General features: G+C 36.6%; 16 protein-coding genes. 1 reads left to right on the top strand and 15 read right to left on the bottom strand.

Annotated elements, in window-relative coordinates; all coding sequences use genetic code 11:
* Positions 1–44: 44 nt before the first annotated feature.
* The 15 genes from WC623_RS14420 to WC623_RS14350 all read right to left on the bottom strand — a co-directional run bounded on the left by WC623_RS14420 (position 45) and on the right by WC623_RS14350 (position 24,011).
* Positions 45–3,056, bottom strand: a complete 3,012-nt coding sequence (locus tag WC623_RS14420) for a glycoside hydrolase N-terminal domain-containing protein (RefSeq protein WP_372852226.1) — start codon at positions 3,054–3,056, stop codon at positions 45–47.
* A 45-nt stretch (positions 3,057–3,101) separates the two neighbouring features.
* Entirely contained in the window at positions 3,102–3,608 is a 507-nt protein-coding gene (locus tag WC623_RS14415) for a phosphoheptose isomerase (protein WP_372852224.1), read from the bottom strand.
* A 220-nt stretch (positions 3,609–3,828) separates the two neighbouring features.
* Positions 3,829–5,070 carry an L-fucose:H+ symporter permease gene (gene fucP, locus WC623_RS14410; RefSeq protein WP_372852222.1) on the bottom strand — a complete coding sequence of 414 codons (1,242 nt, stop codon included), beginning with the start codon at positions 5,068–5,070 and terminating at the stop codon, positions 3,829–3,831.
* A gap of 50 nt (positions 5,071–5,120) precedes the next feature.
* Complete coding sequence (locus WC623_RS14405; protein ID WP_372852220.1) at positions 5,121–6,377, bottom strand: glycoside hydrolase family 71/99-like protein; 1,257 nt, start codon at positions 6,375–6,377, stop codon at positions 5,121–5,123.
* Between the two features lie 5 nt (positions 6,378–6,382).
* Positions 6,383–8,662: a GH92 family glycosyl hydrolase gene (locus WC623_RS14400; RefSeq protein WP_372852218.1), complete on the bottom strand. Its 2,280-nt coding sequence runs from the start codon at positions 8,660–8,662 to the stop codon at positions 6,383–6,385.
* A gap of 103 nt (positions 8,663–8,765) precedes the next feature.
* Positions 8,766–10,988, bottom strand: coding sequence for a c-type cytochrome (locus WC623_RS14395; protein WP_372852216.1), 2,223 nt, complete (start codon positions 10,986–10,988; stop codon positions 8,766–8,768).
* A 14-nt stretch (positions 10,989–11,002) separates the two neighbouring features.
* A complete protein-coding gene (locus WC623_RS14390) occupies positions 11,003–11,383 on the bottom strand; it encodes a c-type cytochrome (protein ID WP_372852214.1) in 381 nt (126 codons plus the stop codon).
* A 200-nt stretch (positions 11,384–11,583) separates the two neighbouring features.
* Entirely contained in the window at positions 11,584–14,175 is a 2,592-nt protein-coding gene (locus tag WC623_RS14385; protein ID WP_372852212.1) for a galactose oxidase, read from the bottom strand.
* A 66-nt stretch (positions 14,176–14,241) separates the two neighbouring features.
* Positions 14,242–15,108, bottom strand: a complete 867-nt coding sequence (locus WC623_RS14380) for an ROK family protein (protein ID WP_372852210.1) — start codon at positions 15,106–15,108, stop codon at positions 14,242–14,244.
* Between the two features lie 103 nt (positions 15,109–15,211).
* A complete protein-coding gene (locus tag WC623_RS14375; protein ID WP_349785665.1) occupies positions 15,212–15,583 on the bottom strand; it encodes a DUF1801 domain-containing protein in 372 nt (123 codons plus the stop codon).
* An 80-nt stretch (positions 15,584–15,663) separates the two neighbouring features.
* Positions 15,664–16,815: a redoxin domain-containing protein gene (locus WC623_RS14370; protein ID WP_372852208.1), complete on the bottom strand. Its 1,152-nt coding sequence runs from the start codon at positions 16,813–16,815 to the stop codon at positions 15,664–15,666.
* A 27-nt stretch (positions 16,816–16,842) separates the two neighbouring features.
* Complete coding sequence (locus WC623_RS14365; RefSeq protein WP_372852206.1) at positions 16,843–18,264, bottom strand: RagB/SusD family nutrient uptake outer membrane protein; 1,422 nt, start codon at positions 18,262–18,264, stop codon at positions 16,843–16,845.
* Positions 18,265–18,278: 14 nt separating this feature from the next.
* On the bottom strand, positions 18,279–21,815 hold the full coding sequence (locus WC623_RS14360) for a SusC/RagA family TonB-linked outer membrane protein (protein WP_372852204.1): 3,537 nt from the start codon (positions 21,813–21,815) through the stop codon (positions 18,279–18,281).
* 171 nt (positions 21,816–21,986) lie between these two features.
* The gene (locus WC623_RS14355; protein WP_372852202.1) at positions 21,987–23,231 is read right to left on the bottom strand and encodes a FecR family protein; all 1,245 of its coding nucleotides are present in this window, start codon (positions 23,229–23,231) and stop codon (positions 21,987–21,989) included.
* A gap of 174 nt (positions 23,232–23,405) precedes the next feature.
* Positions 23,406–24,011: an RNA polymerase sigma factor gene (locus WC623_RS14350; RefSeq protein ID WP_372852200.1), complete on the bottom strand. Its 606-nt coding sequence runs from the start codon at positions 24,009–24,011 to the stop codon at positions 23,406–23,408.
* Positions 24,012–24,141: 130 nt separating this feature from the next.
* On the opposite strand from WC623_RS14350, the gene WC623_RS14345 reads away from it, so the two are divergent.
* Entirely contained in the window at positions 24,142–24,489 is a 348-nt protein-coding gene (locus WC623_RS14345; protein ID WP_372852198.1) for a HopJ type III effector protein, read from the top strand.
* Positions 24,490–24,530: the final 41 nt, after the last annotated feature.

Genomic DNA, 24,530 nt, shown 5'->3' with positions numbered 1-24,530 from the left:
AACCCCCAGCGCCTTAAAAGATGAAATTATAAAAGATTATTATTTCATAGTTTTTTGATGTAAAAAACTGCTCCAGGACTTGTTGTAAACGATATTTTATTCTGATCAATCACCTTTTTAGTTACAAGAGCACCTTTACTGGTTTTAATTACCCAATCCTTTGCATTTGGATATTTAATGATGCATTCTTTTCCTGAGTTTGATATTACTTCAGCAGAAATAAGGCCCGCATTATTCCATTTTACATTGATTTCAAAATTACCTCTTGCCTTTAATCCATTAAATGAACCTTCCTCCCACGCATCAGGCAAAGCCGGTAGCAGTTCAATATAACCACCTTGACTCTGAAGTAACATTTCGGCAATACCAGCAGTAGCACCAAAATTCCCATCAATCTGAAAAGGCGGATGTGTATCAAAAAGATTTTGATAAACACCTCCAGTATTAGCGGGATTGCCCGGATAAGTAAGAGCCAATGCTTCCATAAGTAATTTATGTGCACGGTTACCGTCTCTCAATCTTGCCCAAAAGTTAATTTTCCATGCTTTGCTCCATCCAGTGCCACCATCACCACGCGTTTCCAGAGTTTTCTTCATCGCATCTACATATTTATCTTCCTGTGTACTTCTACCTGCCACAATCTGAGATCCCGGGTGCAACCAAAATAATTGATTCACATGCCTATGTTTACCGTCACCAGTTACATCTTTAGTTACTTCATCCTTCCATTCCATAAACTGACCGCCCAAGCCAATCTGGGGGCCAGACAATTTACTTTTAGCATTTTTAATTTCCGTAACTTCTTTCGTATTTTTTCCTAATACCTGACTCGCTTTAATCACTATATCAAACATCTCTGTTATAATTGCCTGATCGCAAGAGGCACCCAAAGAATACTCCCCATGCTCCGGTGAGTAAGATGGGTTGGCAACCAGTTTCCCATCTCGTTCATCTGTCCATAAATTATCAACCCAAAATAAAGCCGCTCCAAGCAAGGTATTATAATTTTTCTCCAGAAACTTTTTATCATCATTAAACTGGTAATATTCCCATATATCCTGACACATCCATCCAGCTCCTGCCGGAAAATGAAAAGCTGAGTAATATGCTGCCGGAGCTGTGTTCCCCCAAATGTTGTTTTCGTGATGTGTTGCCCATCCACGTACATCAGTTCCGTAATAATGCTTTGCAGTCACTTCTCCACGCGGAACCAGACTATTAATATAATCAACTATTGGTGCGTGACATTCGCTTAAATTAGTCGTTTGTGTAGGCCAGTAATTCATCTGTACATTGATATTTGTATGATAATCGGCATTCCAGGGATTAGCTAATTTATCTGCCCAAACTCCTTGTAAATTGGCTGGTAAAGAATTTTTTCTTGAACTGGATATTAACAAATAACGACCGAATTGATAATACAACATTTCAGTAAACAAATTCTCAGCTACAGTATTGCTTTTATATAAATCCGTCAATAATTTATCTGTCGTTTTTTCTGGTACACTTTTTACATTTCCAAGGTTCAGACTCATTTTATCATACAGCCCTTTATAGTCTTTCTGATGAGTTAACAGTAACTGATCGTATGATTTCTTTTCAGCTATAGCCAATCTTTGCTTGACAACAAGCAAGGGGTCAGTCTCCGAAAAATAATTAAAAGAGTTATCCATAGACTGATGGTAATTGGTAGCGGCAGACATCAATATGATCACTTCGTTTGCATTTTCTACTATTATTTTATTTCCATCTTTAGTAGATATTTTCCCACCTGTGTTCAACACTTTTACCTGTTGAGCGAACTTCAAACCATTTTCTCCCTGACCAGCCGGTTGTCCAGTCATCGTAAGTGTATTGCCAGATACTGTAATCGCTTTTTTCTTTTGTGGACTTGTGATCGTAAATGTTCTGGATATTTTACCGTTCTGCGATGCTTTCAATCTCATCACCATCACATTGTCAGGATAGCTCATAAAGTACTCACGCATATAATTTACACCATCCTCTTTGTAGCTTACGGTATGTGTAGCATTATCTATATCAAGTACTCGCTTATACGCTGTAAAAGGAGCTAATGGCTTTGATAGCTGCGCGTATTCGAAATCTATACCTGCTAATTGTGGTGGTGTATTCTTATTATTTGCAGCAACCCCTAAAATTTCAATCTTAAAGGTTTTATAATTTACTGCCTTTTTAAGAGAGAATTTCTTTATTTCCTTACGTTTAGAAAATACCACATCTGTCTGCTCATCAATTAAGGTATAATTTTTACCATCGTAACCGTATAATCTCCATGAATTGGGATCTCTTTCAGGAGCATCATTACCTGAAACTATAGTGTACGACTTTACATCGAGGTTTGTTCTGTATTCCCAGGTAATATAGCATGGGAATCCTTTATCCGGACCACCATCTGCAAACCATTTGGTATTCATATCTCCATCAAATAACCGATCTACTGATTGCGATGGATTCTTTTTATTATCACAATCAGTCTCTATTTTCACAACCTCTGGCATCACCATCGAATTATAGCTGATTTCTACATTCCCCAATGTCTGATAGGACCCGAAATTATCTTTAGACCCCATAAGTGCTTCAATGAGAGCCCTTACACCATCTTTTCTTTCATCTCCATAGTCTTTGGTAATCAATTTTCCATTTGCATCCAGGTAAGCCTTATCATTTTTGGTAAAATCATTCATCTTCTTTTGCAACGCGGTCCTTGCTTTCTGAAGATTCTCTTTGTTTTGCTGAGGTGTTCTTAGATGACCACCGTTATAACTGGGGTTTTCACCAGGTCCCCCAGACCAAAGTGTATGTTCATTCGTCTGGATAACATCATGATAAACGCCGCCAAAAATCATAGCACCCATATATCCGTTTCCAATAGGTAAAGCCTCACTTTCCCATAGTTTAGCAGGAGCATCATAAGTTGCGATCATCCTGATCTTTTGAGGCTTTACAGAGGAGGATTTCTGTGCTTTAAGTGCCAGGCTATAACTCAGGATAGTTAAAAGAATCCCTAAGAAAGGAATAATTAATTTTTTCATCATTTATAGTTTAGTTTATTGGTCTAGTCTTTTCTTTACTCCCTAAGATTACTCATTGGTTCTACCAAAATCATCCTGAACTCTGATGATATCACTTTCATCCGATGGATTTTCAAGATCAGTATGCTGCCATATCTCTGAAACAATGCCCCAGTCATCTAAGCCTATTAAACGATGACGTTCGCCTTGCTTTAATCTGATGGTCTCTTTAGCACTAAGTTGCTGCAAATCTCCTTCCTCATCTGTTTCACTGGTAATCACCCCAACAGTTCCCGTCACCACACTCCAGATTTCTGCACGACGGTGATGATATTGCCATGAAAGCCTGGTTTGAGGTGCAACAATTAGAATTTTTGGACTTAGCTTCCCCGAAATCTTCAAATCATCCACATTCAATTGATCAAAATATGTATTGGCAAACTCTTGTGCCTGATTCTCATCAATCACGAAAAAACCTCCCCAAGGACGCGTTTCATCACGGTTCACAATATTAAATCCATCGGCTTTAAGTAGCTCAGCTACACTTTCAAATAATTCTTTTTTACGAACTAACATTTTTTATGGTCTAAATGGTAAATACAATTTACTAAAATCCATTCTGCCGCTTAATAAAAGCATAAAAAAAGGTTAATTCAAACAGGAATAAAGCTTCAGGAAGAATTTCCTGGAACGAATGGTTTTAAAACCTTCGTGAATAAATAACAGCAAAAAAAACTGCCTATTTTAATGATTTAAAATAGGCAGCCTAAATAATATTGAGCTTATTTTTTTAATGCTAGTGCTTTACTTTATAATACTTATAAGCAAACATAAAAATAACCAGATAGCAGATGATTGGTGTATAATAAGCATTTGCAATACCAGCACTATCTGCAACAGCGCCCATAATGAATGGGAAAAATGCACCTCCAACTACCCCCATAGATAAAAATGAAGAAGCTTGTTGTGTACGCGAGCCAAGATTTTTTAACCCCAAACTAAAAATAGTCGGGAACATAATGCTAAAAAAGAAATTGATCATGAGCAAGGCGATGAATGATACCAGACCAAAGCCCTGTGCTACAATAATACACATCAGAATATTCCCTAGAGCAAATAAGGCCAATAACTTATTAGGAGCAATTACACGCATTAAAAATGTACCTATAAAACGTCCTGCCAGCATCATCCCCATAAATAGCACCATATAATTACCGGCTTCAGCATCAGTAAAGCCCATTTTTTCGTGCCCATAATTGATAAAGAATGCCCATGTACCTGCCTGAGCTGCAACATTAAAAAATTGTGCTGCCACTGCCCATACAAAATGTTTATGATCAAATAATTTTTTATCAGGTGCAGTGTCAATATTTACAGCATCCAGATCCACTTCAGCAACTGCATGAGGGTCGACTGTAGGAGGCACTTTTACAAAGGAAAAAGAAATGGCAACTAATAAAATAACTACTCCAATTACCACATATAACATCTTTACAGAAGTTAAATCTGTACTACCCTCTACATTATTCCGTAGTAAAAAATAACTACCTATTGCTGGCCCCAACATAGCGCCCACGGCATTGAATGATTGAGCAAAGTTAATGCGCTGGTCACTTGTACGCTGATCACCTAGAGAAGCAACAAAAGGATGGGCAACAGTTTCTAATGTTGACAAGCCACAACCTACAATAAATAATGCTATGCCAAAAAATGCAAATGATGAAATATTGGCAGCAGGCACAAAAAGAAATGCCCCAGCAGCAAAAAGCGACAAGCCCAGCAATACTCCTTTTTTATAACCAAAACGTTTCATAAACAATCCCGCAGGTATCCCCATTACTGCATAGGCACCGAACACTGCAAACTGTACAAATGCCGATTGTGATTTTGTAAGGCTCATTGTATGTTGAAAATGCTTGTTTAGTACATCAGCCATTGTAATGGCTATGCCCCAGAACATAAAGAGTGAGGTAACAAAGACAAGGGTAATCATAAACTTCTTGTCTGTAAATTTGGCTTTAGTTGCAGCTTGGTTCATTTCTTAGTTATAATTGGTTATTATTTCTGTTTAGTTGAAGATGTAATATATTATTTTTTTAGGATAGGAGCCGGAATTTTACTTTGAAAAGGGACTTCTTTTCTAAGCATTTTAGCCGCATAACCACTCAGGTATAAATAATAATCAGAAGGAATATCCTCCTCTGGTTTAACAAATTCCACATTTCCTACCGGAGGATTTTTACTGATTTTAAAAATTGCTGTTCCTTCGTCAACTTCATCAAACATGGCCAGATAAATCATTTCAGCACCATTTTGTATGGCTCCGGACAATTGCTTCCAGAAAAACTGTCCTCTATTTCTGGGAATCTGGTCTAATGGAGATTCAGGTTTCATATTATGCCAGCTAAAGCCTGGGTATATCACAGGTACATAATCTACTTTATTCGTTTTACACCAGGCTATGTCTCCCTTTATTCTCTCCATCATTTTAGGAAGTCGGGCTTCTGTAAAACGACCGACAAACCATGGATGGATAATATCTGCTTTTTTAAACATTTCAAGCAATTCAGGATCATTCATTGTGTCACCCGTTAACTCTCTCCATTGTGTAGGAACTCCCAATAATATAGAACAACCACCATAAACAGGATCATTTTGTAGAAAATTTATGATAGTTTGTACATTTTTTAAGGAGTACTTCCTATTGTCATTAAAACCTACCCCCCATAATGCCACCAATGGTTTACCATTATGGTACAAATAACTTTGTTTATTTCCTCGATTGGTAATTTTCAGATCATCTACCAGTTTCTTGAAATCATCGATTACAATCTTTTCATCTCCTTCCTTCATTCCAGAGAAATCATACATAATTGCGATTGCTCTCTTATTTTTCTCCGCAGCATCAAATGCTGTTGTGAGTACTTTATTATTGTGGTTAATGCCTTGTTTGTATTTAAGATTGGCAATGAAACGCTGTATAAATGCCCCATCTATTCCATAATCTTTCATCCATTTAAAATGAAGCTGCACAGAGGAGTCATCATAGGAACTGAACAATTGCGCATGATCACCATTAGCTAGCTTAAATGGTGTTTTATAGGTGACTTTATATTCAGTCATTTCCGGCCAGATTTCTATACCAGCATTTTTCTGATCAATTTGACCATAATGATTCCAGCCTCTATCCCCACCATCTCCTTTGGCATTAAACCAGCCTTGATAACCAGTCATCACCAACCCTTTATAACTTGGAAATCTGGATTGCTTTGCATGTTTATTTTGAGCATAACCCCAAAGGGTTATACTCAAAAAGAGCATCAGTAAATATATCTTTCTATTCATCTTCTTTACTTGGAAATATTTGTATTCTGTCCCATTCCCCAGGCTTTATTTGGTAAGGGCCCCATTTCAAGCTCCAGCTTACCTCCTGCAACTAATTCCTGATGAGTAAACCAGGGAGTATCTAAAACCTTACCATTAAACTTTGCACTTTGAATGTATTTATTTTGAACTGAGCTTTTATTTGCAATAACCTGGAAGGTTTTACCATTTGGTAAATCAATAGCTACTTTTTCAAATACAGGACTACCAATTGTATAAACCGGAATCCCTGGTGTTACCGGATAAAATCCCATAGCAGAGAAAACTACAAATGCCGTCATTCCTCCACCATCTTCGTCACCTGGAATGCCAAATACATTATCTTTAAACCACGTATCCAATAAGAAGCGGATACGTCTTTGAGTTTTCCATGGAGAAGATGTATAGTTATACAAGTACGGGATATGGAAACTTGGTTCATTCCCCATAGAGAATTGTCCGACTAAACCTGTTGCATCTGGGAAAGTACCTTGAAATTCATATTGACTTCTGCCTAAAGACTCACGGAAAAGCTGATCAAGTCTATTTTCAAAAGCCTTTGAGCCGCCCATCAAATTCATCAAACCAGGAACATCATGTTGTACCTGCCACATATAAGTCCAGCCATTATTTTCATCATAATAATCTCTTCCTCCCATTCCACCATCAAACTTCGGATCAATTTTAATCCAATCACCATTCCTATCTTTCGGCATAAATAATTGTGCCTCATTGCTCCATAAATTCTTATAGTTATAACCTCTCTGATTGAACTTTTTATAATCATGATCTTTACCCAAATCCTTAGCAAGTTCTCCCAATGCCCAATCATCATAACTATGACCTAAGGTAACTGCTACTGCCTGACGTTTTTCAAATTTATCTACTGTTTCTACATATTCTTTTTCTCCTTTATGTAATGCAGGAAAAAAGCCTTTACTATGGTAAATATCATCTAATTCAGTTTTCGGACCATTTCTCCAGGGAATCATTGTTGCCTCGTTGGCATTCTTAGCTGAGCCTTCATAAGCCTTTGCCAGGTCGAAATTCTTTAAGCCTTTCCTATGTGCATCTAAAAAACTCACGGTAGAATGAAAACCATTCATACAAGCATGATCTCCAAAAAGCACTGGAAAAGTCGGCATCCATCCACTTTGCTCATACATCTTCACATATGATTGTAACATATCCTCTTCTTGTGCAGGATCCAGAATTATACGTAATGGATGATGTGCCAGATAGGTATCCCAAGCCCAATCGTCCACATAAAACGGACGGTTTGTTTTGTGTATTTTGTTGTCAAAACCACTAAAATACTGGCCGTCTTCAGTAATATCAACCATACGTTCATAACAGCGGTACAAGGCCGTATAAAATGATCGGCGCTGAGCCTCTGTTGCACCAGTAGTTTTAATCTGATTCATAACTTTTGCCCAGGCAGCTTCAGCAATCGTTACCTGCTGAACAAAACTTGTATTTTTCAATTCATTTTGATAATTCTTCCTTGCTTGCTCTGCGCTTACATAAGATATGGCATATTTAAATTCAACGCTACCAGTAGTATTCTCAGGAAAACGGATCCACGCTCTGGCATCTTTTCCGGTAACTTTTCGATTTGTAGAAAGTTTGTTGTCTTGTATGGTACCAACTGTAGCTCCATCACTAAAAACACCGTACATAAATACTTTAATATTCCCATGATAGATTTCTACACCAGTAATTTCTGTAGCTGAAATAAAGTTAAACTCATTTAAACCCTGATTATAGTTTTCGAGAAGTAATGCTTTACTACCCTTTAAAGGGAATTGAAACTTATAATATCCAGTCTTTTTTCCAGGAGTAAAAGCAACTTTAACTTCATCCTCAATTAAATTGGTGCTGTAAAACCATGGGCGGTTAACCTCAAGATCGTAATCGTAAGTCATTCTCTTCTTCCAACTTGCAGCTTCCAAATTCTGTGTGGAAGGTTTCAATGCAAATACCTGACCCAGACGGTGTGAAACAACATTCAAGGGAAAACTTGAGATCTGATCATCCATATAATCCTTTCTTTGAGGAAACATTCTGATCATTTGATTAGGTAATTGCACAGTTGGACGTGTGGGTTGTAAAAGATGTCCTACGTTTCCAATCAAAGGATCAATGTACTTTAAATTACCCGCTCCCATATTTGATTGTTCCTGTGCATTAGCCAATCCACTGGAAGCTAGAATCAGAATTGGAATCAACGATTTTCTAATATTTAATAGAAAAGTATTTGTTATCATATTATCGGCTTAATGTTTATTGTGTTGACTATTTTTTTTATATAATACGCTCCCATTTGGCCTCTTTTCAGCGGCCATCGTTGTATAAAATATGTTTATTAGTTTATTTTTTTGTGTTCAGCAATTCTTGAGTGGTCCAATTTTTATCTCTGCCCTTATGCTCATCTCTCACCTTTTTCACATCTGCAGGTTTTACGATAGATCCTTTGTTCCCCATATCATTTCTGATATAGCTAATTACAGAAGCAATATATTCGTCATCATTAGCACCCAGGGCAGGCATTGCATCTGCATAGGTTTTTCCATCAATTGGCCCGGTCAATCCGTGAAGAAGGATTTTTATAAGTTTTTCCGGATCTCCATTAACATCCTTTACACCTGCCAAAGGTGGTGCTGGCATATCACTTCCTCCTATGGTTACACCTTTTCCATCGGCACCATGACAAATTGCACAGAGTTGTTTATAAATCGCGGCTCCCTTAAGTAGAAATTTTTGATCTTCTTCTTTAAGTGTTGCAGCTTTTTTTGCTGCCAAAGCACGCTCATTATTTTTATGCTCAAAGTTTTTATGCGATTCGACCAGCATTTTGTTTTTAGGGTACTTTTGAATCATGTAATTGATCATTCCCTGTGCTTTCTCAGCCTTACTAAATCTCATCGTCAATGCCAATTGAAAACGAACGTCGGCACTTGGATCATCTTTAAGGAAGTCCATTGCGCTGATCAATTGGTCATTTCCCTTTTTAACTGCATCATCTGCTATCCAAACAGCTGTTTTACGAACTTCGGCATCCTGATCACGAAATGCTTGAAGAAGTGTTTCATTATCTAAGGCTTTTAATCCTTGCAATGTCCATAAAGCATGTATACGACCAAGCTGTGTGGTCCCCTTATTTAGTGCCATTGCTTTTAATGCCGGAGCTACTGATTTATCTCCACGCACAACAATCAGTTTTTGTGCATTATCTCTCCACCAACCATTGGCATGAGCCAGATAAGGGACTAACTTATCAGAAGTCTGATCTAACATCTTTGGTTTATTTTTATCGGGTTTTATGCCATCATATACCACCCTGTAAATTCGACCACGGCCAATATTCTTATCAAATTTCTTTTCATCAATCTGATCGCGCAGATAACTTCCTTTTTTAGTCCAATTCCCCTCCTGTATTATTCCACGATACATATCTACGATATACAAACATCCATCTGGCCCTGTTACACTATTAACAGGTCTAAAATTCATATCTGTCGATGCGATAAATTCTTCCTTATTGTAAGCATTAGTTAAGGTTATTTTTCCATCTGTATTGGTCACTTTAGCACGTCTGATCAAACGCCCAACAGGTTCGCAAATAAAAAGGTCTCCCTGAACATCAGCGGGTAATGTTGTACCTCTAAATACAGATTGTCCAGTACAAGCAGTGAAATGATTAAGTGTACTATCAGCCCTTAACCTTCTTGGACCACCTTGAACATCGGGTGTAGAAATAATTGGCCAAACCGCTTTAAACTCATTATCATATTGATCATTAAAATCAAATCTTCCATAAGAAGGGTTTTGCTGGAAGTTAAGTGCTGGAACCTCTGCACCTGCTGCAGAAAAGAATAATCTTCCATAATTATCGCTGGTCAGTCCCCATTGTCCTCCTGGCCCTTCATGTAGATACTCTTCTTTAAGCATACCATCTTCATAGTAATAGCGCTTATTTTCTACAGTTACATAAATTTTATTGTCCAGGTTCCATATCAATCCACTTTTCTGATGCTCTAAATTGCTGGTGCTGACTACATCATTCCTATAAACCATTTTCTTTTCATCAGCTTTACCATCTCCATTTGTATCGCGATAACTATAAATATGATTTGAGTTGGTCTCATTCACCAAAATTCTATCATCAAGAGCAAGGATCATTCTTGGTAAAAGCAATTTGTCAATAAACACTGTAGACTTATCCATTTTACCGTCACCATTGGTATCTTCAAGCATCTTAACCGTACTTACAGCTTTCATTTCACCTGTCCCATCAGCATCTTGCATATAAGTATTCATCTCTGCAACATACATTCTACCGTTACCATCCCATGTTATGGCCACAGGTTCGTGAATCATTGGTTCATTTGCTACTAACTCTAAGCGATACCCTTTTGGTAACTGCATTGTTTTTAAGCTCTCCTGAGGAGTTAAATAAGCCGGTGATGGATTTGTATTTACAATAATGTTCCCATTAGCATCACGCTTTACGACTTGCTTAGATACCTTACATGTATAAATAAGCATTGACAATGTCAAAATACTCAATACAAGCTTCTTACTTTGTTTCATGTGTGTGGTTATTCTTATTTTAGAGATAGTATGTATTTCACCATCTTTTTTGCATCAGGCTTAGATAATGTTGAATGAGCTGCCATTGGAATCTGTCCCCATACTCCTGTTCCTCCGTTTATGATTTTATCTGCCAATAAAGTATAGTTGGCTTCGATTGCCGGATACTTTTTTGCGATCTGAACGAAACCGGGGCCAACCAGCTTTACATCAGTCTTATGGCAGGCCATACAATCAGACTTCTGTATAAGAGCTTTCCCATTTTGAATATCCTCTGCAGAGGTAACTACAGAAGTGACTTTCTTAACTGGAACATTCTTCTTTTTCGTTGTTTGAGCAAAACTGCAGTTTGCAAAGATTAATGTTGCAACTGCAGTACAATAAATAAAGTTCATACTTAAAATTCTACTTGGTTAGATTCCGGTTCTTATTTTAGTTTATCTCTTAGTTTTACCAAGATTACGTACCAACGATTAATTATTCCATAATAAATCATTAATAAAAAGCTTTTTTTGACGGATTAAGCTAATTAATTCAACAATAACAGAAAAAAACAAGAATTATTTAAATAGGGTCTCTTTGTTTGAAAGATAAGTTATCCCAATAAAACATCATTAAAACTTTTATCGAAGTCATCCCCGTACAATAGCTTGTATTCCTTACAGAAATTTTCGTAGGTATTTTTAGCTTGAGAATGCTTTCCTAAATGAGCAAGTGCTTTACATTGTATAGCCATTGCCTCTTCATTTATTGAGTCGAAATAAAAGATATATCCTGCCAATTCAATTAATAATTCAGGATCATCGGAGATGGCAATTGACTGCGCAAAATGAAGATAGGTATCAATGATTTCATTTGAGACTTCAGCCTTAAACTGATCCATCCACTCATAACTGGTATTTGGCAAAAAGGATCCACGCTTAATAATTTCAGCTAACTCAGACACCTTTTCTTTATTCAATTTCTTCTTATCTTTTATGATCTCGTAATACTGCTGATAATCTACATAAACACTTTCGAAATCACAGTTGATTTTCCAGTATCCTGTATCTTTTGACACCATACAATGGTCTATCTTTTCCAGGATACTTTTCAATTTTGCAATGTTAACAGAACGGTTATTCCTTGCACTATCTTCAGACTTATCAAACCACAATAATTCTTTTAATTTTTCAGAACTAATGCCACGCTCCCACCTGATGGTATACAATAAGATCACCAGAAAAAGCTCTTTGATCAATGGGGTAAACAGTTTGGTGATTTCCTGCCCTTGTTTATCGAATACCTGCATATCACCAAATAAAAAAATTGAAGACTTATATTCATCTGCTACTTTCTTTACAGCAATAGGTTTTACAGTATCGGGAACCACAGGATTAGATTCAGTTGAAACGAGGGGCGTTGAAACAGCAGCTATAGATTCTTTAGTACTTTCTCTGGAGATGCCAGCTAAAGAAAGGCTTTTCTTTCTTCTTTTATAAAAGAACCATGCAGCTATAAATGTTGTCAGTATAATTATTGAAATAATAATATAAACATTATTACCACTCTTTACAGACTGCTTTGCAACCGTATCAATTGGAGGTCCATATAATGAATAGATCTGAATATTTGTACGATCATTTTCATCTCTGAACAAAGTAACAGCAATAAACCTTTTACTTACTGTGCAATAGAAGAGGTCAGCAAATGAATTGATATCATGAAAGCGGTAAGGAATCGGACTACCAACGAATTTATACTCTGGTTTTAAGAATGACCCCTGTATGAGCTGCAAATGCGATTTAAATTTATGCTTTGGAAAAGTTAAAGCATAATACGTATCAGCCTTCTTATTAATTACTAAAGAATTAGCAAATGCAAAATGCTCCCCCTCTACATTAAGCTCATAAATTTTCTTCATAGACTTTGTCTTCACATCAAAGTAAAGCAAGTCATACAAGTTCCTTGGATTTAACATTTGCTGGCCTGTAGAACTGCCGTATCCTCCAAGAATGTAGGCTCCATCCTTGGTTTTTCCAAGTGCGGCCAGATATCTCGGAATAAAACGATCACCAGTCAGTTGTATGGTCTCCCAGGTTCCCGTAGGGAAGTGAAATCGCTGAATTTGGTTCTTATAAAAGAAGTGCCCATATCCACCAAAGAAGTACAAAGATGAATCTACACTAGAATAAAACTTATTATACTGCCAAAAGTCAGTAATCGGTGTGTTAGTACTAAAATTCTTACTCCACTTTTTTTGAACAGTATCGAAAGTACTTACTATTTTCTGATCAATGTAAAAATTGAGTAACCGATCGTTTTTATCATCAAACAAAGACTGGTTTCCCCTTAAAAGGCTCTGACTACCAGACAAATAATTAACACGCCCCAGTTTCTCGGACTTCACATAATACTTGTATAAAGAATCTATTCCAATGATGTTTAAAATTTCATTCTTCGCATCAAATGCCACACTTGCAGGTCCTTTAACAGTAATGTTTTGAAGCAATTGCCATTCATGATGAAGTTCCTTTATCCACAGCGGATTAACCACAGATGCATTTTTGCTATCTATCTGTTCAGTTGCCACTACCCCCTCATAATCATCTAATAGCCAGGAATATTTAAGGCTTCCCTCTTCAGAAATTTTCACATTTCTGATTTTCATTGGTGGTACGTCAGTCGTTTTAAAGCCCTTGTATTCGTTAGCACCGAATAGGATTTTGAAGCAATCGCCTTTCTTAAGGGACAAATTAGCTACCGATGAAAACTTCCCATAGGATAAATGAAGCAGTTGCTTTTCATAATCAAATTTGAATTTAACCGTATTCCATGCACGAAATAGAACATCAGAAGGAATGTTAAAAGTAATTTTTGAAAATTTATCTCCTATGATTAGTTTAAAATGATTTTCTATCTCAGGACTCTTATCATAGATCAGATCAATATTCCCATTATTACTATTTACGAATCTTAGTATATATCCAAAATAATCTTCTTTCCCCGGCATAAAAGTGAGGTCAAAAGACAGTTCAAAACTGGAATTAAAGCAAAGTGTTTTCCCTGGACTTAAATCCAAACCTGTTCGCTGATCCTGAATAACCTCATGGCTATAAAAGCCCAGGCCGTAAGTTTGCGAAAAGCTTTTGTTACAGCAAAGGATAAAAAAAACAGAGAGAATTGATAATAAATATTTGGCTTTCATAATCAGGGATACGAATATAATACATATATGCATACATTAACACAGATATGTAAAATTAAGTAGGGCCTAATTATAGTAGACTGAACCCGCACCTATTAATGCTGCCTTTTCACCTAAGACAGACTTTTTAACCGGGAAACTATAACCCATAATTTTTGCAAGATGCTTTCTTGTATCTTCAATAAAATACTCCTCAGCATTGGCAATATTGCCACCAAGGACAGCTGCTATAGGCATTCTTTTTCGAATGAATTTATGGATCACTATAGCCAGGTTAACACTAAATTCTGAGAATATTGTCTTGAAATGAACAGATTCTTTATGGTTTTCGATTAAATCTTTAACATCTTTAATCGAGCTTCCACTCAGTTCAGCAAATCGCGAAACAAACCATCTTGTTGAGATGTAGTCCTCTGCAATTCCATTTAAAAATGGCATATTCCACAAACCAGCATCCTTAACTTTACCATTAGCGAAATATGAAGTTCCCAGACCTGTACCTAGTGTTAAACCTATTGCATGATCATAACCTGCCATTGTGCCACTAAAAACTTCCCCCTTTAAAAAACACGCTGCATCATTCATAAAGTTGATACGAGATGGCAATATGCCCAGGCGATTCGCTAGCAATTGTTTAATATTTAATCCATAAAGTGCTTTATACTTCCCTTGATCCTTGATCTTACATATTCCATTTCTGTAATCCATAGGACCTGGCATTGCAATATTGATAGTTAAGTTTTTAAGATCACAGCCTTGAGCCGATTTTTCAAGTGTTTGTGCCCAGGCATTGATAATATCTTCCGCACTCCCGTCCGATTGAATTCTATTTCTAGACCAGGTATTTTTTACTTCCGTCTTTTCTTCAAGGTCTATCAGGGCAGCAGTTATGTGAGAACCACCTATATCTGCTCCTAACGTTAATCTTTTCATTTGGTTAATTTGGTTATTCATGATGGCTCAAACTTAAAAAGCAACATTAATAAATGTCTAATAAATGATTAATGCCAGAAATTTTCGCTTTAGAAAGTAGGAGTTATCCCTTAATTACTATAATCCCCTTCCTATATAAGTCCAATGCTTTTTGCAAAATGCTTTCAATAGTCATTACAGGCAAGTCTCTGTTTGGATTAACCCTAAAAATCTTCATTCTGGAACGGTCTCCTTTTTCCAATTCTGGATAATCAAGGTATTTTCCTTCTACCATTAGAATATATGGATGATCTGTTTTTTTATCAGTCCATAAATAACAAAACATTTTTTTCTTGTAGCAGAAACAAGGCATCCCCCACTTCTGTGTTTCAGTAATATTTGTGTCCTGCTCAAGTATAATACTGCGTAACGCTAACAAACAGCTTCTGTTAGGTTCATCTTTGTTCAGATAGTAAGAGTCAAGTTCCTTTAACATTGATTTCTTATTTTATCGCAATTACTTTTGGGGGCAATAATATTACCCCCAAAAACGCAATATAATCAATAGTATGAAAACTACAATTTATCCAAAATAGCCTCAAGCGCCTTCACACTTAAATCCCTACCAATAATTTTTCCATTAGGATCAACCAAAACAGTGGTCGGATATTTCGCAATAGCAAACTGGTTAAGAGATACACTTTTGTTACCCTGCAAATCAATCACCTGTAACCAAGGTAACTTTTCTTTTTCAAGATCCTTAATCCAGGCTTGCTTACTATTTTCTGTAGCGATACCTAAAATTTCAAACTCCTTATCGCGATACTTGGCATACAACAATCTCAAATCCTTAAACGCAATGTGACAAGGGCCACACCAGCTACCCCAGAAATCAATCAGTACATATTTTTTCCTTAATGAAGAAAATTTCAGCGGTTGATCTTTAGGATCATTTAAAGTAAAATCTTCTACAAAATTACCAACTGCAGATTGCTTACGCCCATTTAACTGGCTTAGTAAATTACGACCAAAAAAATTATCCATTACCGCCGGAGAAACCTTCTGATACAATCTTTCCAATACTTCCAGATCCAGGTTATCCGCATAATTCTGAAGGATCAATATGGCTGAAAAAGAGTTCGGATACTCATTTAAAGTCTTAATGGCTTGTTCTTTCAATAACAAATTATAAGCAGCTTTCCCCTTATTGTACTCAGAGATCATATCTTTAAACTTTTGCTGCGTAGTATCGCGTTTCATATCATAGAGATAAGCCTTTCCGTATTTAGCAGACAGGTCATTTATCAACTTTTCATAAACAGGTTCAGTAGCCTTTACAAAAGCATTAAAAATAAAGAAGTCTTTACTCCCTTTCACCTCTGAATTGTCGAAACGCTCTAAATTTGCCTTTATCTCAATCTTCGAAGGACGATCAAAAGGAACCGTTAGCACAGTATAATCTCCCTTTGTCTTTTTTTCATATCCACTGTAAAAGTTATAAATACCAGGTTCCTTAAAAATTCGTGAAAAAGTAAAAGTTCCATTTATAATTTTGGCACTGTCTCGAACTGTCGTTGGTGCATTGGAAAATAGATAAACATATTGACCATTGTATCTACTTGCAGCTCTTCCTTTAAAAAAAACCTTTTTTTCTGGAGCAGTGTTTTGTGCAACAGCACCTAAAGCCGTTGTCAAAACAAAAAATAACATATAAAGTGATTTACTCATAATATTCATATTGATCATAAAAATAAATTAATCCACAGGATTTGGTTCAATTAAACCATTCGCATTAATTTCAACTATAGGAATAGGAAGCGTCAGCGAATAAACAGATTTGACACTTGGTCTTAATGTTTTTAAGGTAGCAAGAGGAAGTCTGCGCAAGGCAAACCAATCCAAGCCACTTTCTTGCAGGAAATTTTTGCACACTTCCTGCACTACTAATAATTGCATAGCCTCTGGGCTGGTTACCCCATCCACATCAGCAAAATCAGTTATTCCTGCACACAATAATACTTTCTTTAAACGCGTCTTAGCTAAGCTTAGGTCCGCACTTGATAAAGCAATAGCCTCTGCCTGTGTTAAGTACGCTTCGGTTAATCGGAAAGCATAACTGTTACATACCAAGGGCGTTTTTACAGGCTTAATTGCCGGTCCAGAATAATACTTGGTTACAGAAGGTAAGATCCCATTTATATTTGCAGCATCTTTATACATCCAGGTCTTTCTTGGATCATTAGCCAACAAATTTTTTAAAGCAGGAGTAACATAATAATCTACACTTGTATTATTCAAGTAATATTTCCAATTGTCATTAGGGAAAGGTTGTACTGACAACATAACTTCCTCACTTTTAAAACCTTTTACTTGAAATAAGTCTTTTAAATTCGCTTCAAGCTTAAAAGAACTATTATTAATAATATCTTCAGTTAAACTGATTACCTGATTGTAATCTTCTGGCGCCCCTCTGTTAATCAGTACCCTGGCCTTAAGCATTTTTGCTACCCAAACATTCGCATAATGGATTTGGCTATTTAAAGGTGGCAAAGCAGCAATAGCCTCGTCCAAATCTTTAAGTATTGAATTGTATGTAGCCGCAACGGTACTTCTAGGTAGCTTTACATTATCGGCAGAAACAAACTCATCTCTTAATATAATTCCATACTTGCTATTTACATCATAATAATGGCCAAAATAAAGGAGCAGATCAGCATTTGCAAAAGCACGCAAAAACTTAGCTTCAGCAATCATTTGTGCTTTCCGCTCTGAAGGGATATTGTTTACTGGTCCTACATTCTTTAGAAAACCATTGGCCGCATTAACTATGTTGTAACCATACTTCCATTTACTTACAAGCACGGGACTGGCATTACGATAAGCCATATTCATGAATCCGTCCTGACCATAAGAATAAGCCAAAGTACCGGAAAGCTCTGATGGCAAAATTTCATTTACTGAAATCCATTTAACAGACTCTAAGCTAGCGTAATCCAAGCCTACATTTGCAAAAGCGTAATAGACACCATTTAATACTGTCTCAGCACTTTTAAGGTCAATGATTACATTGCCATCTACTAACTTATTTGTAGGAAAAACATTCAATTGTTTTTCACATGAAAAAAATGTACATGTTAACAATAACAGTAGTAATAATTTGATTTGTATATATTTCATCTCAATATCTTATGTTAAAAACCAAGTTTAAATCCTAGTGAAAATGTACGTACCACCGGATAATTGCTTACATCAAAATATCCCCCGCCTACACTAAATGTGTCATTGGTTGTCTCTGGATCATTTCCAGGATATTTAGTGATGGTAAACAGGTTAGTTGCAGAAAGAAAAACTGAAGTATTCTGCAATCCTGCACGTTGCATCCACCTTGTCTGGTTAAACCTATAATTCATATTTAAAGTCCTTAATTTTATATAAGAAGAACTGAAAACATCAATAGATGATGGCATAGGCATGTTACCTTCCAACACCAATCGTTCACGGTTAGTCTCCGTATTTCCTGGATGGTATCGGTCTAACATCAGCGCATGCGAATTTGAGGTGCCATTAAACTGTCTGCTACTGATGTGATCACCCCATAACAATTTGCCCCCTTGAGAAAATGTGAAGAACAATTGAAGGTCCAGGTTTTTGTAACCAAAACCTTGTGTAAAGCCACCATAATATTTAGGTGCAGCATTTGCAATAATAGTTTTTGCATCAGCAATTGCAGATTTACTTGATTTGAAGGTTTCATAGTCCAACTTGTACATTGGATCACCAATATTTAAAAATGGATAAAATACTGTATTACCCGGACCTAGTTCTTTTTTATAAGCATCCAGTTGTTCCTGTGTTTTAATGATCCCGGTATGGGTATAGCCAAGAATCATTCCTAGAGGCATTCCTTCTGCAATCCTCGTATTCTGCCATTCCAGGCCAGTCATACTTCCCGACTGCCCCAAATTAGCTTTTGGATCCAATCTAGTAACTATGGTCTTATTCCAGGTAACGTTAAATGAAGCATTCCACTTAAAATCTTTACTTCTTATAATGTCACCCTGCAAAGAAAACTCAAAACCCTGGTTTTTAAGATCTGCAGCATTGCTTAGTAAGAAAGCATAAGAACTACTTGATGGAACCGGTAGATATAGTAATGCACCAATGGTTCTCTTATCATAATAATCAGCCGTAACTTGTAGCCTATTGTTAAACAATGAGACATCTAATCCCAGATCCGTAGACGTTGTACTTTCCCATTTAATATTTTCATTACCAAGCTGAGTTGGGATTAAAGCATTCGCCCCAGCATATGCCTTAGGGCTATACAAAGTCCGGTACATCTGATCGCCAATGTTCTGGCTTCCTGTAAGTCCATAACTCCCCCTTATTTTAAGGTCATCTATCCATTTTACCTCTTTCAGGAAATTCTCTTTGGATATTCTCCATCCCAAAGCTGCCGAAGGGAAATATCCAAATTTATTGTTAGGGCCAAACTTTGAAGAACCATCTGTCCTACCTGTGAAAGTAAACAGATATTTATCCATTAGGGTATAATTTGCGCGCAAATAAAATGACAATAAATAACTCTGTGGCCCGGTAGGCTCATCGCCACGAATAAACAAAGGTGTTATAGCAGAAGAAAGGTTATTTAGCGAATGATCATTAGGATAACCTGAGGCTGTAGCACTAAAGAAGCTATTTTTTCTGGTTTCATAAGATGTACCTGCCAAAATATTGATATCGTGAATGTCTGCTATACTTTTAGTATAGGTAAGTGTATTTTCCAAAAACCAATTGGTCATTCTGCTATTTGAGTTGCTCCCAATCCCCGACATTTCTGTAGGTGTACCAAAATAGGTTCCTGTCTGGATAAAACTAGGCATATAAATACGCTGGTTATAAGCCTGCATATTCATTGATACCGTACTTTTAAACTGTAAGTCTTTAGTAATATCGTATAATGCTGATAGTGAGCCCAACATACTAAAAGTCTTGGCATTGTTTGTTGCCTGCAACAATCCCACGGGGTTTTGAAAACCCTGGTAGTCCTCACCACCCTGTCCAACAAAACTGGTTGGCATACCATTTTCGTCATAGGGTGCCAAATCCGGACGTGCCCTTAATGCTTGTCCATAAGCACCATCGCCAATATTCTGGTCGGTATAGCCTAAATTCAAATTTGTGATAAACCGGAACCTGCTACCGATCTCATTCTCTAAATTCAACTTACCCGCAATACGCTGATAGTTTGTTGATTTTACTACACCAGGTGTTTGATTATACGAAATAGAACTGAAATACTTGGAAGCTGCACCACCACCCTGTACAGAAAGGTCGGCATTGTGAGAAACAGTATTGCGTGTAACCTCCTTCAGCCAGTCTGTATTCGCATTACCAAAGAAGGTATTTGAATGATTTAAAATAACGTCAATATTTTCCGGGATATAGTCTTCATTCGGATCTGCTTCAATCATTAAATTTTGAGCAGATTCTGTAAGCAACATTTTGTACTGATCAGCATTTAATAATTCAGGTAATTTTGGTGTTGTAACTGTGGAATAATAATTAGCCGAAATCTGAGGTTTCATATCTTTTTTTCCTCTTTTTGTGGTAATCATAACCACACCATTAGCAGCTTTTGAACCATAGATTGCGGTAGAAGATGCATCCTTAAGGATACTTATCGATTCTATATCCTCGACATTTAATCCGCCCAAACTATTTAGTCCATTAGTAAATGCCGTTGATAAACCTGCATTCATACTTCCCATCCCATTGATCTCATTACCAATAGGACTGCCAACATCAAATCCGGGATTGATAAAGCTGTTCGATACCTGAACAGGTACGCCATCAATAATGTACAGAGGGTCATTTCCACCAAGCAAAGAACTTGAACCTCGTATCCTGATTCGCACAGCCCCACCTGGCGAACCATCAGCTTTAGTTACCTGAACTCCGGTAGCTTTTCCAGCCAGCGCATTATCAATAGTTGCAAAAGGAGCATCTTTTAAATCAGCAGCATTAACAATTGACACAGATCCTGTCAGATCCTTTTTCTTTGTGCTACCATAACCCACAACTACCACCTGATCCAAACTTGAGGTTTCTGGTTCCAGAGAAACATTAACCGTTGTTTGCTCTGCAACATAGATTTTCTTCTGTTGGTATCCGATATAGCTAAATACCAGCAAATCGCCCTTATCAGCATCTATACTGTAAGCCCCAGAACCCTCAGAAATTGTCCCCTTACCTGTTGTTTTATTTAAAATGGTAGCACCGGGAACAGCTCTGCCTGTTTCATCAGTAACCTTTCCTTTAACCGGATTTTTCTGATTAAACAGTTGCAGTACCTTATCAGTTAGTGATTCTGATTTCTTTTTGACTACAATATTGTTGCCGTTGACAATATTGAATGTTAATGGGAGTGTTTTAAAATGATTGCTCAGCACCTCTTCAATGCTCACATTTTTCACATTGATACTCATACGCTGCCTATATATTCCATTTTCGTAAAGGAATACGTAACCAGTTTGCTTTTCAATTTGCTTAAAGACATTTTCGATAGGCACATTCCGTTCCGATAAGGAAACCTTCTGACTATACCCTGCAGCACTCGCCTGCATTAATGCTATAACTAACATCAAGGTGGTAAGTTTCATAACTCTTAATAGTTTTTCCGGGAACCATGCATCAGGCATAGCTCCGCTTATAAAGTTTAATTTCATTACTTTTGTAATGTTTGGGTGAATAAAGAAATGGTTTAGTTGAATTGTTTTAATACCCTTTAATTGGGCGGCCCAGATTTTATGCGGAGGTGCTAGTAACACCTCCGTAATTTTTCCGTTTCCCTTCAGTAAAATTTCAGGTTAATTTTTAATCATACTTCGTTGGTTTGTTTAAGGTTTAATAATGATCTTTTGTGGTGTTTGTTGATTCTTTTTTTCCAGAATGAACTCCAATCCTAATAACTTTAGGACTTCCAATGCTTGATAAGCATTCACATTTCTATACAGTTTTCCTGAAAATTTCTGATCACTTAGTGAGCCGGTATACTCTACATCAATGTTATACCAACGCGAAAATGTGCGTAAAATAGTTTTTAAATCAGCATCTTTAAAATAGAACAAGCCATTTTTCCATGCTGTAGCCTGTTCTACATCAGCTTCTGTTATTTTTAATTCAGAATTCTTGTTTAAGATAGCCTCCTGTCCCGGACGTAGGGTAACGCTGCCCATTTCTCTAGCTTTCCCGGAAGATGAAAGTAATGATACTTTCACACTACCTTCAAGCAATGTAGTCTTCACAACACCTTCATCCTTATAGCTATTAAGATTAAAATGAGTACCCAAAACAGAAATTTCCTGTTGATCAGTAACAACTATAAATGGCATTCTACTATCTTTAACCATTACTTTTGCTACTTCAAAATAAGCTTCTCCTACTAACTGAACCTTTCGTTGTGAAGTATTAAACTTTGATGGAAAAATCAATTTACTATCTGCATTTAACCATACACGAGTACCATCTGATAAAGTAATTTGGTAAGTACCTCCACGAGGTGTTGAAGCCGTTAATAATTGGTTATCCTGTTTAACATCTATATAACTACCATCATTATAGGTTAAATCTGTTGCTCCAACTACAAGGCCTGTTTTAGCATCACTAAGCGCAATTGCCTTACCATTGGCAAGGGTTAATGTTGCTTTATTACGTCCAGGAGCATTGTCATTAATCTTCAATACAATCTGCTGATCTGAATCAAAATAATTTAGGCTGTTAATGAAAAAATATCCTCCTGCACTCAATGCAATTATAATGGAGACTGCTATACTTATTCTCTTCCAAAGTTTGATTGTCTGATTTTTTGCGGTAAATACATTCCGATTATCTCGATGATCCTCTTGAATTTTTAAAGCTACCAGGCCTTGCAATGTTTTGTCCCATATTATTTCTGAATTGCCTTCATTAAAACTGATCAGTTTCTTTTTCAATTTCTCATGATGCATTAGACTATCAAACAATTCTCTGTTACCTTGGCTTGCATTAAGCCAGGCGTCAAGTTGTTTCTGTCCTTGGGCATCCAGTTCTCCTTTAACATGAGCGGAGAAAAGTAAAGCTATATCAAATTCATGTTCAAACATTCCAGTATGTTTTATAATTACCTCTACTGAGAGAACTTAAATACTAATCATTTAAGCTCTTATAAAACATTAAAACGACGTTTCTTCCAAACGCCTAGTCGAAAATCATTTTTTTGATCAACAAAAACATAAAATATAAATAAACAGATGATTTTCAGAGGAATAAAATAAAATTTATTTACCATTAAGGAATAAGATAACGGCAAGCATCATAGCATCAGGTAATCCTTTCTCAACAAATGTGTACCGCAGCTGCTTAACTGCTCTAGCTTTATGATTGCGAACCGTTTTAACAGAAATATTTAACTGATTTGCAATTTCATCTGTTGTTTTATGTTCAAAATAAAGCAATTTAAACACTTCAGCACATTTTTCGGGTAGTTCTTCTATTTCTCTATTAATGATATCCAGGTAAGCAGATTCTGCCGCTCTTTGAAGTATCCTTTCATCATCACCTTCAAGCTGCCTTAAATATTCATCCTGCCAGCCTTTACGTCTCTTATTTTTCTTTAAGTAATCCAAACAAGCATTTCGGCAACTGATATAAAGAAAGGCTTTAATTTTAGTCGGGTCTGAATACTGTTCTCTAAATTGCCATAATTTAACAAAGCAGGAAGCTACAATATCTTCTGCTTCAGCATCATTACTTACGAATCCTTTAGCAAAATAACGTAAAGATTTATGGTGTAAATCAAAAAAATACCGCAAAAGGCTTTCATGGTCTTTGTGAAAAGACTCCTTTCCTTCATGCTCTATTTCGGTACTGATTTTACTACTCATATATCACATGTAACTCTTAGCTTATGCATCACAAATATAATAACAATAACTTTTAGCTAGTTTATGAGTTTTCAGTAGTATTAATTTCTTAAATAATAATAAGTTTGTAGCTCAAGCCCATCAACATAAAATGCAAGAACAGATCAGCACCTTACTAAAAGACCTAAAGCAACAAAAGATTAAATTTGCAGATGTACTGGCTTTTATTGAAAGCAGTTACACGCATACACCGACAGCATTTAAAAATGGCGAGACTTACAACGAAGCCACAAAAAATCAGGGGAGTGCCAAAGTGTTTACTTTTGCTCAGCTCAATAGACTTACAGCATCCGACACTTTACTTTTATTTGCGGAACATTATCAAGATGTATTGAATACACCCGAAGCTACTGATCATCAAAACATCAGACAATTTATGGCAAATGGATGGTCAGGTATTCTATTTGAGGGAGTTGCATTAACTCAAATAGAAGATTAAATTACTTAATGACATTATCAACCGACATTTTAATCCATTTC

This window comes from Pedobacter sp. (assembly GCF_041645105.1).
Classification (GTDB): Bacteria; Bacteroidota; Bacteroidia; order Sphingobacteriales; family Sphingobacteriaceae; genus Pedobacter.
This window is presented reverse-complemented; position numbering and strand designations above follow the sequence as displayed.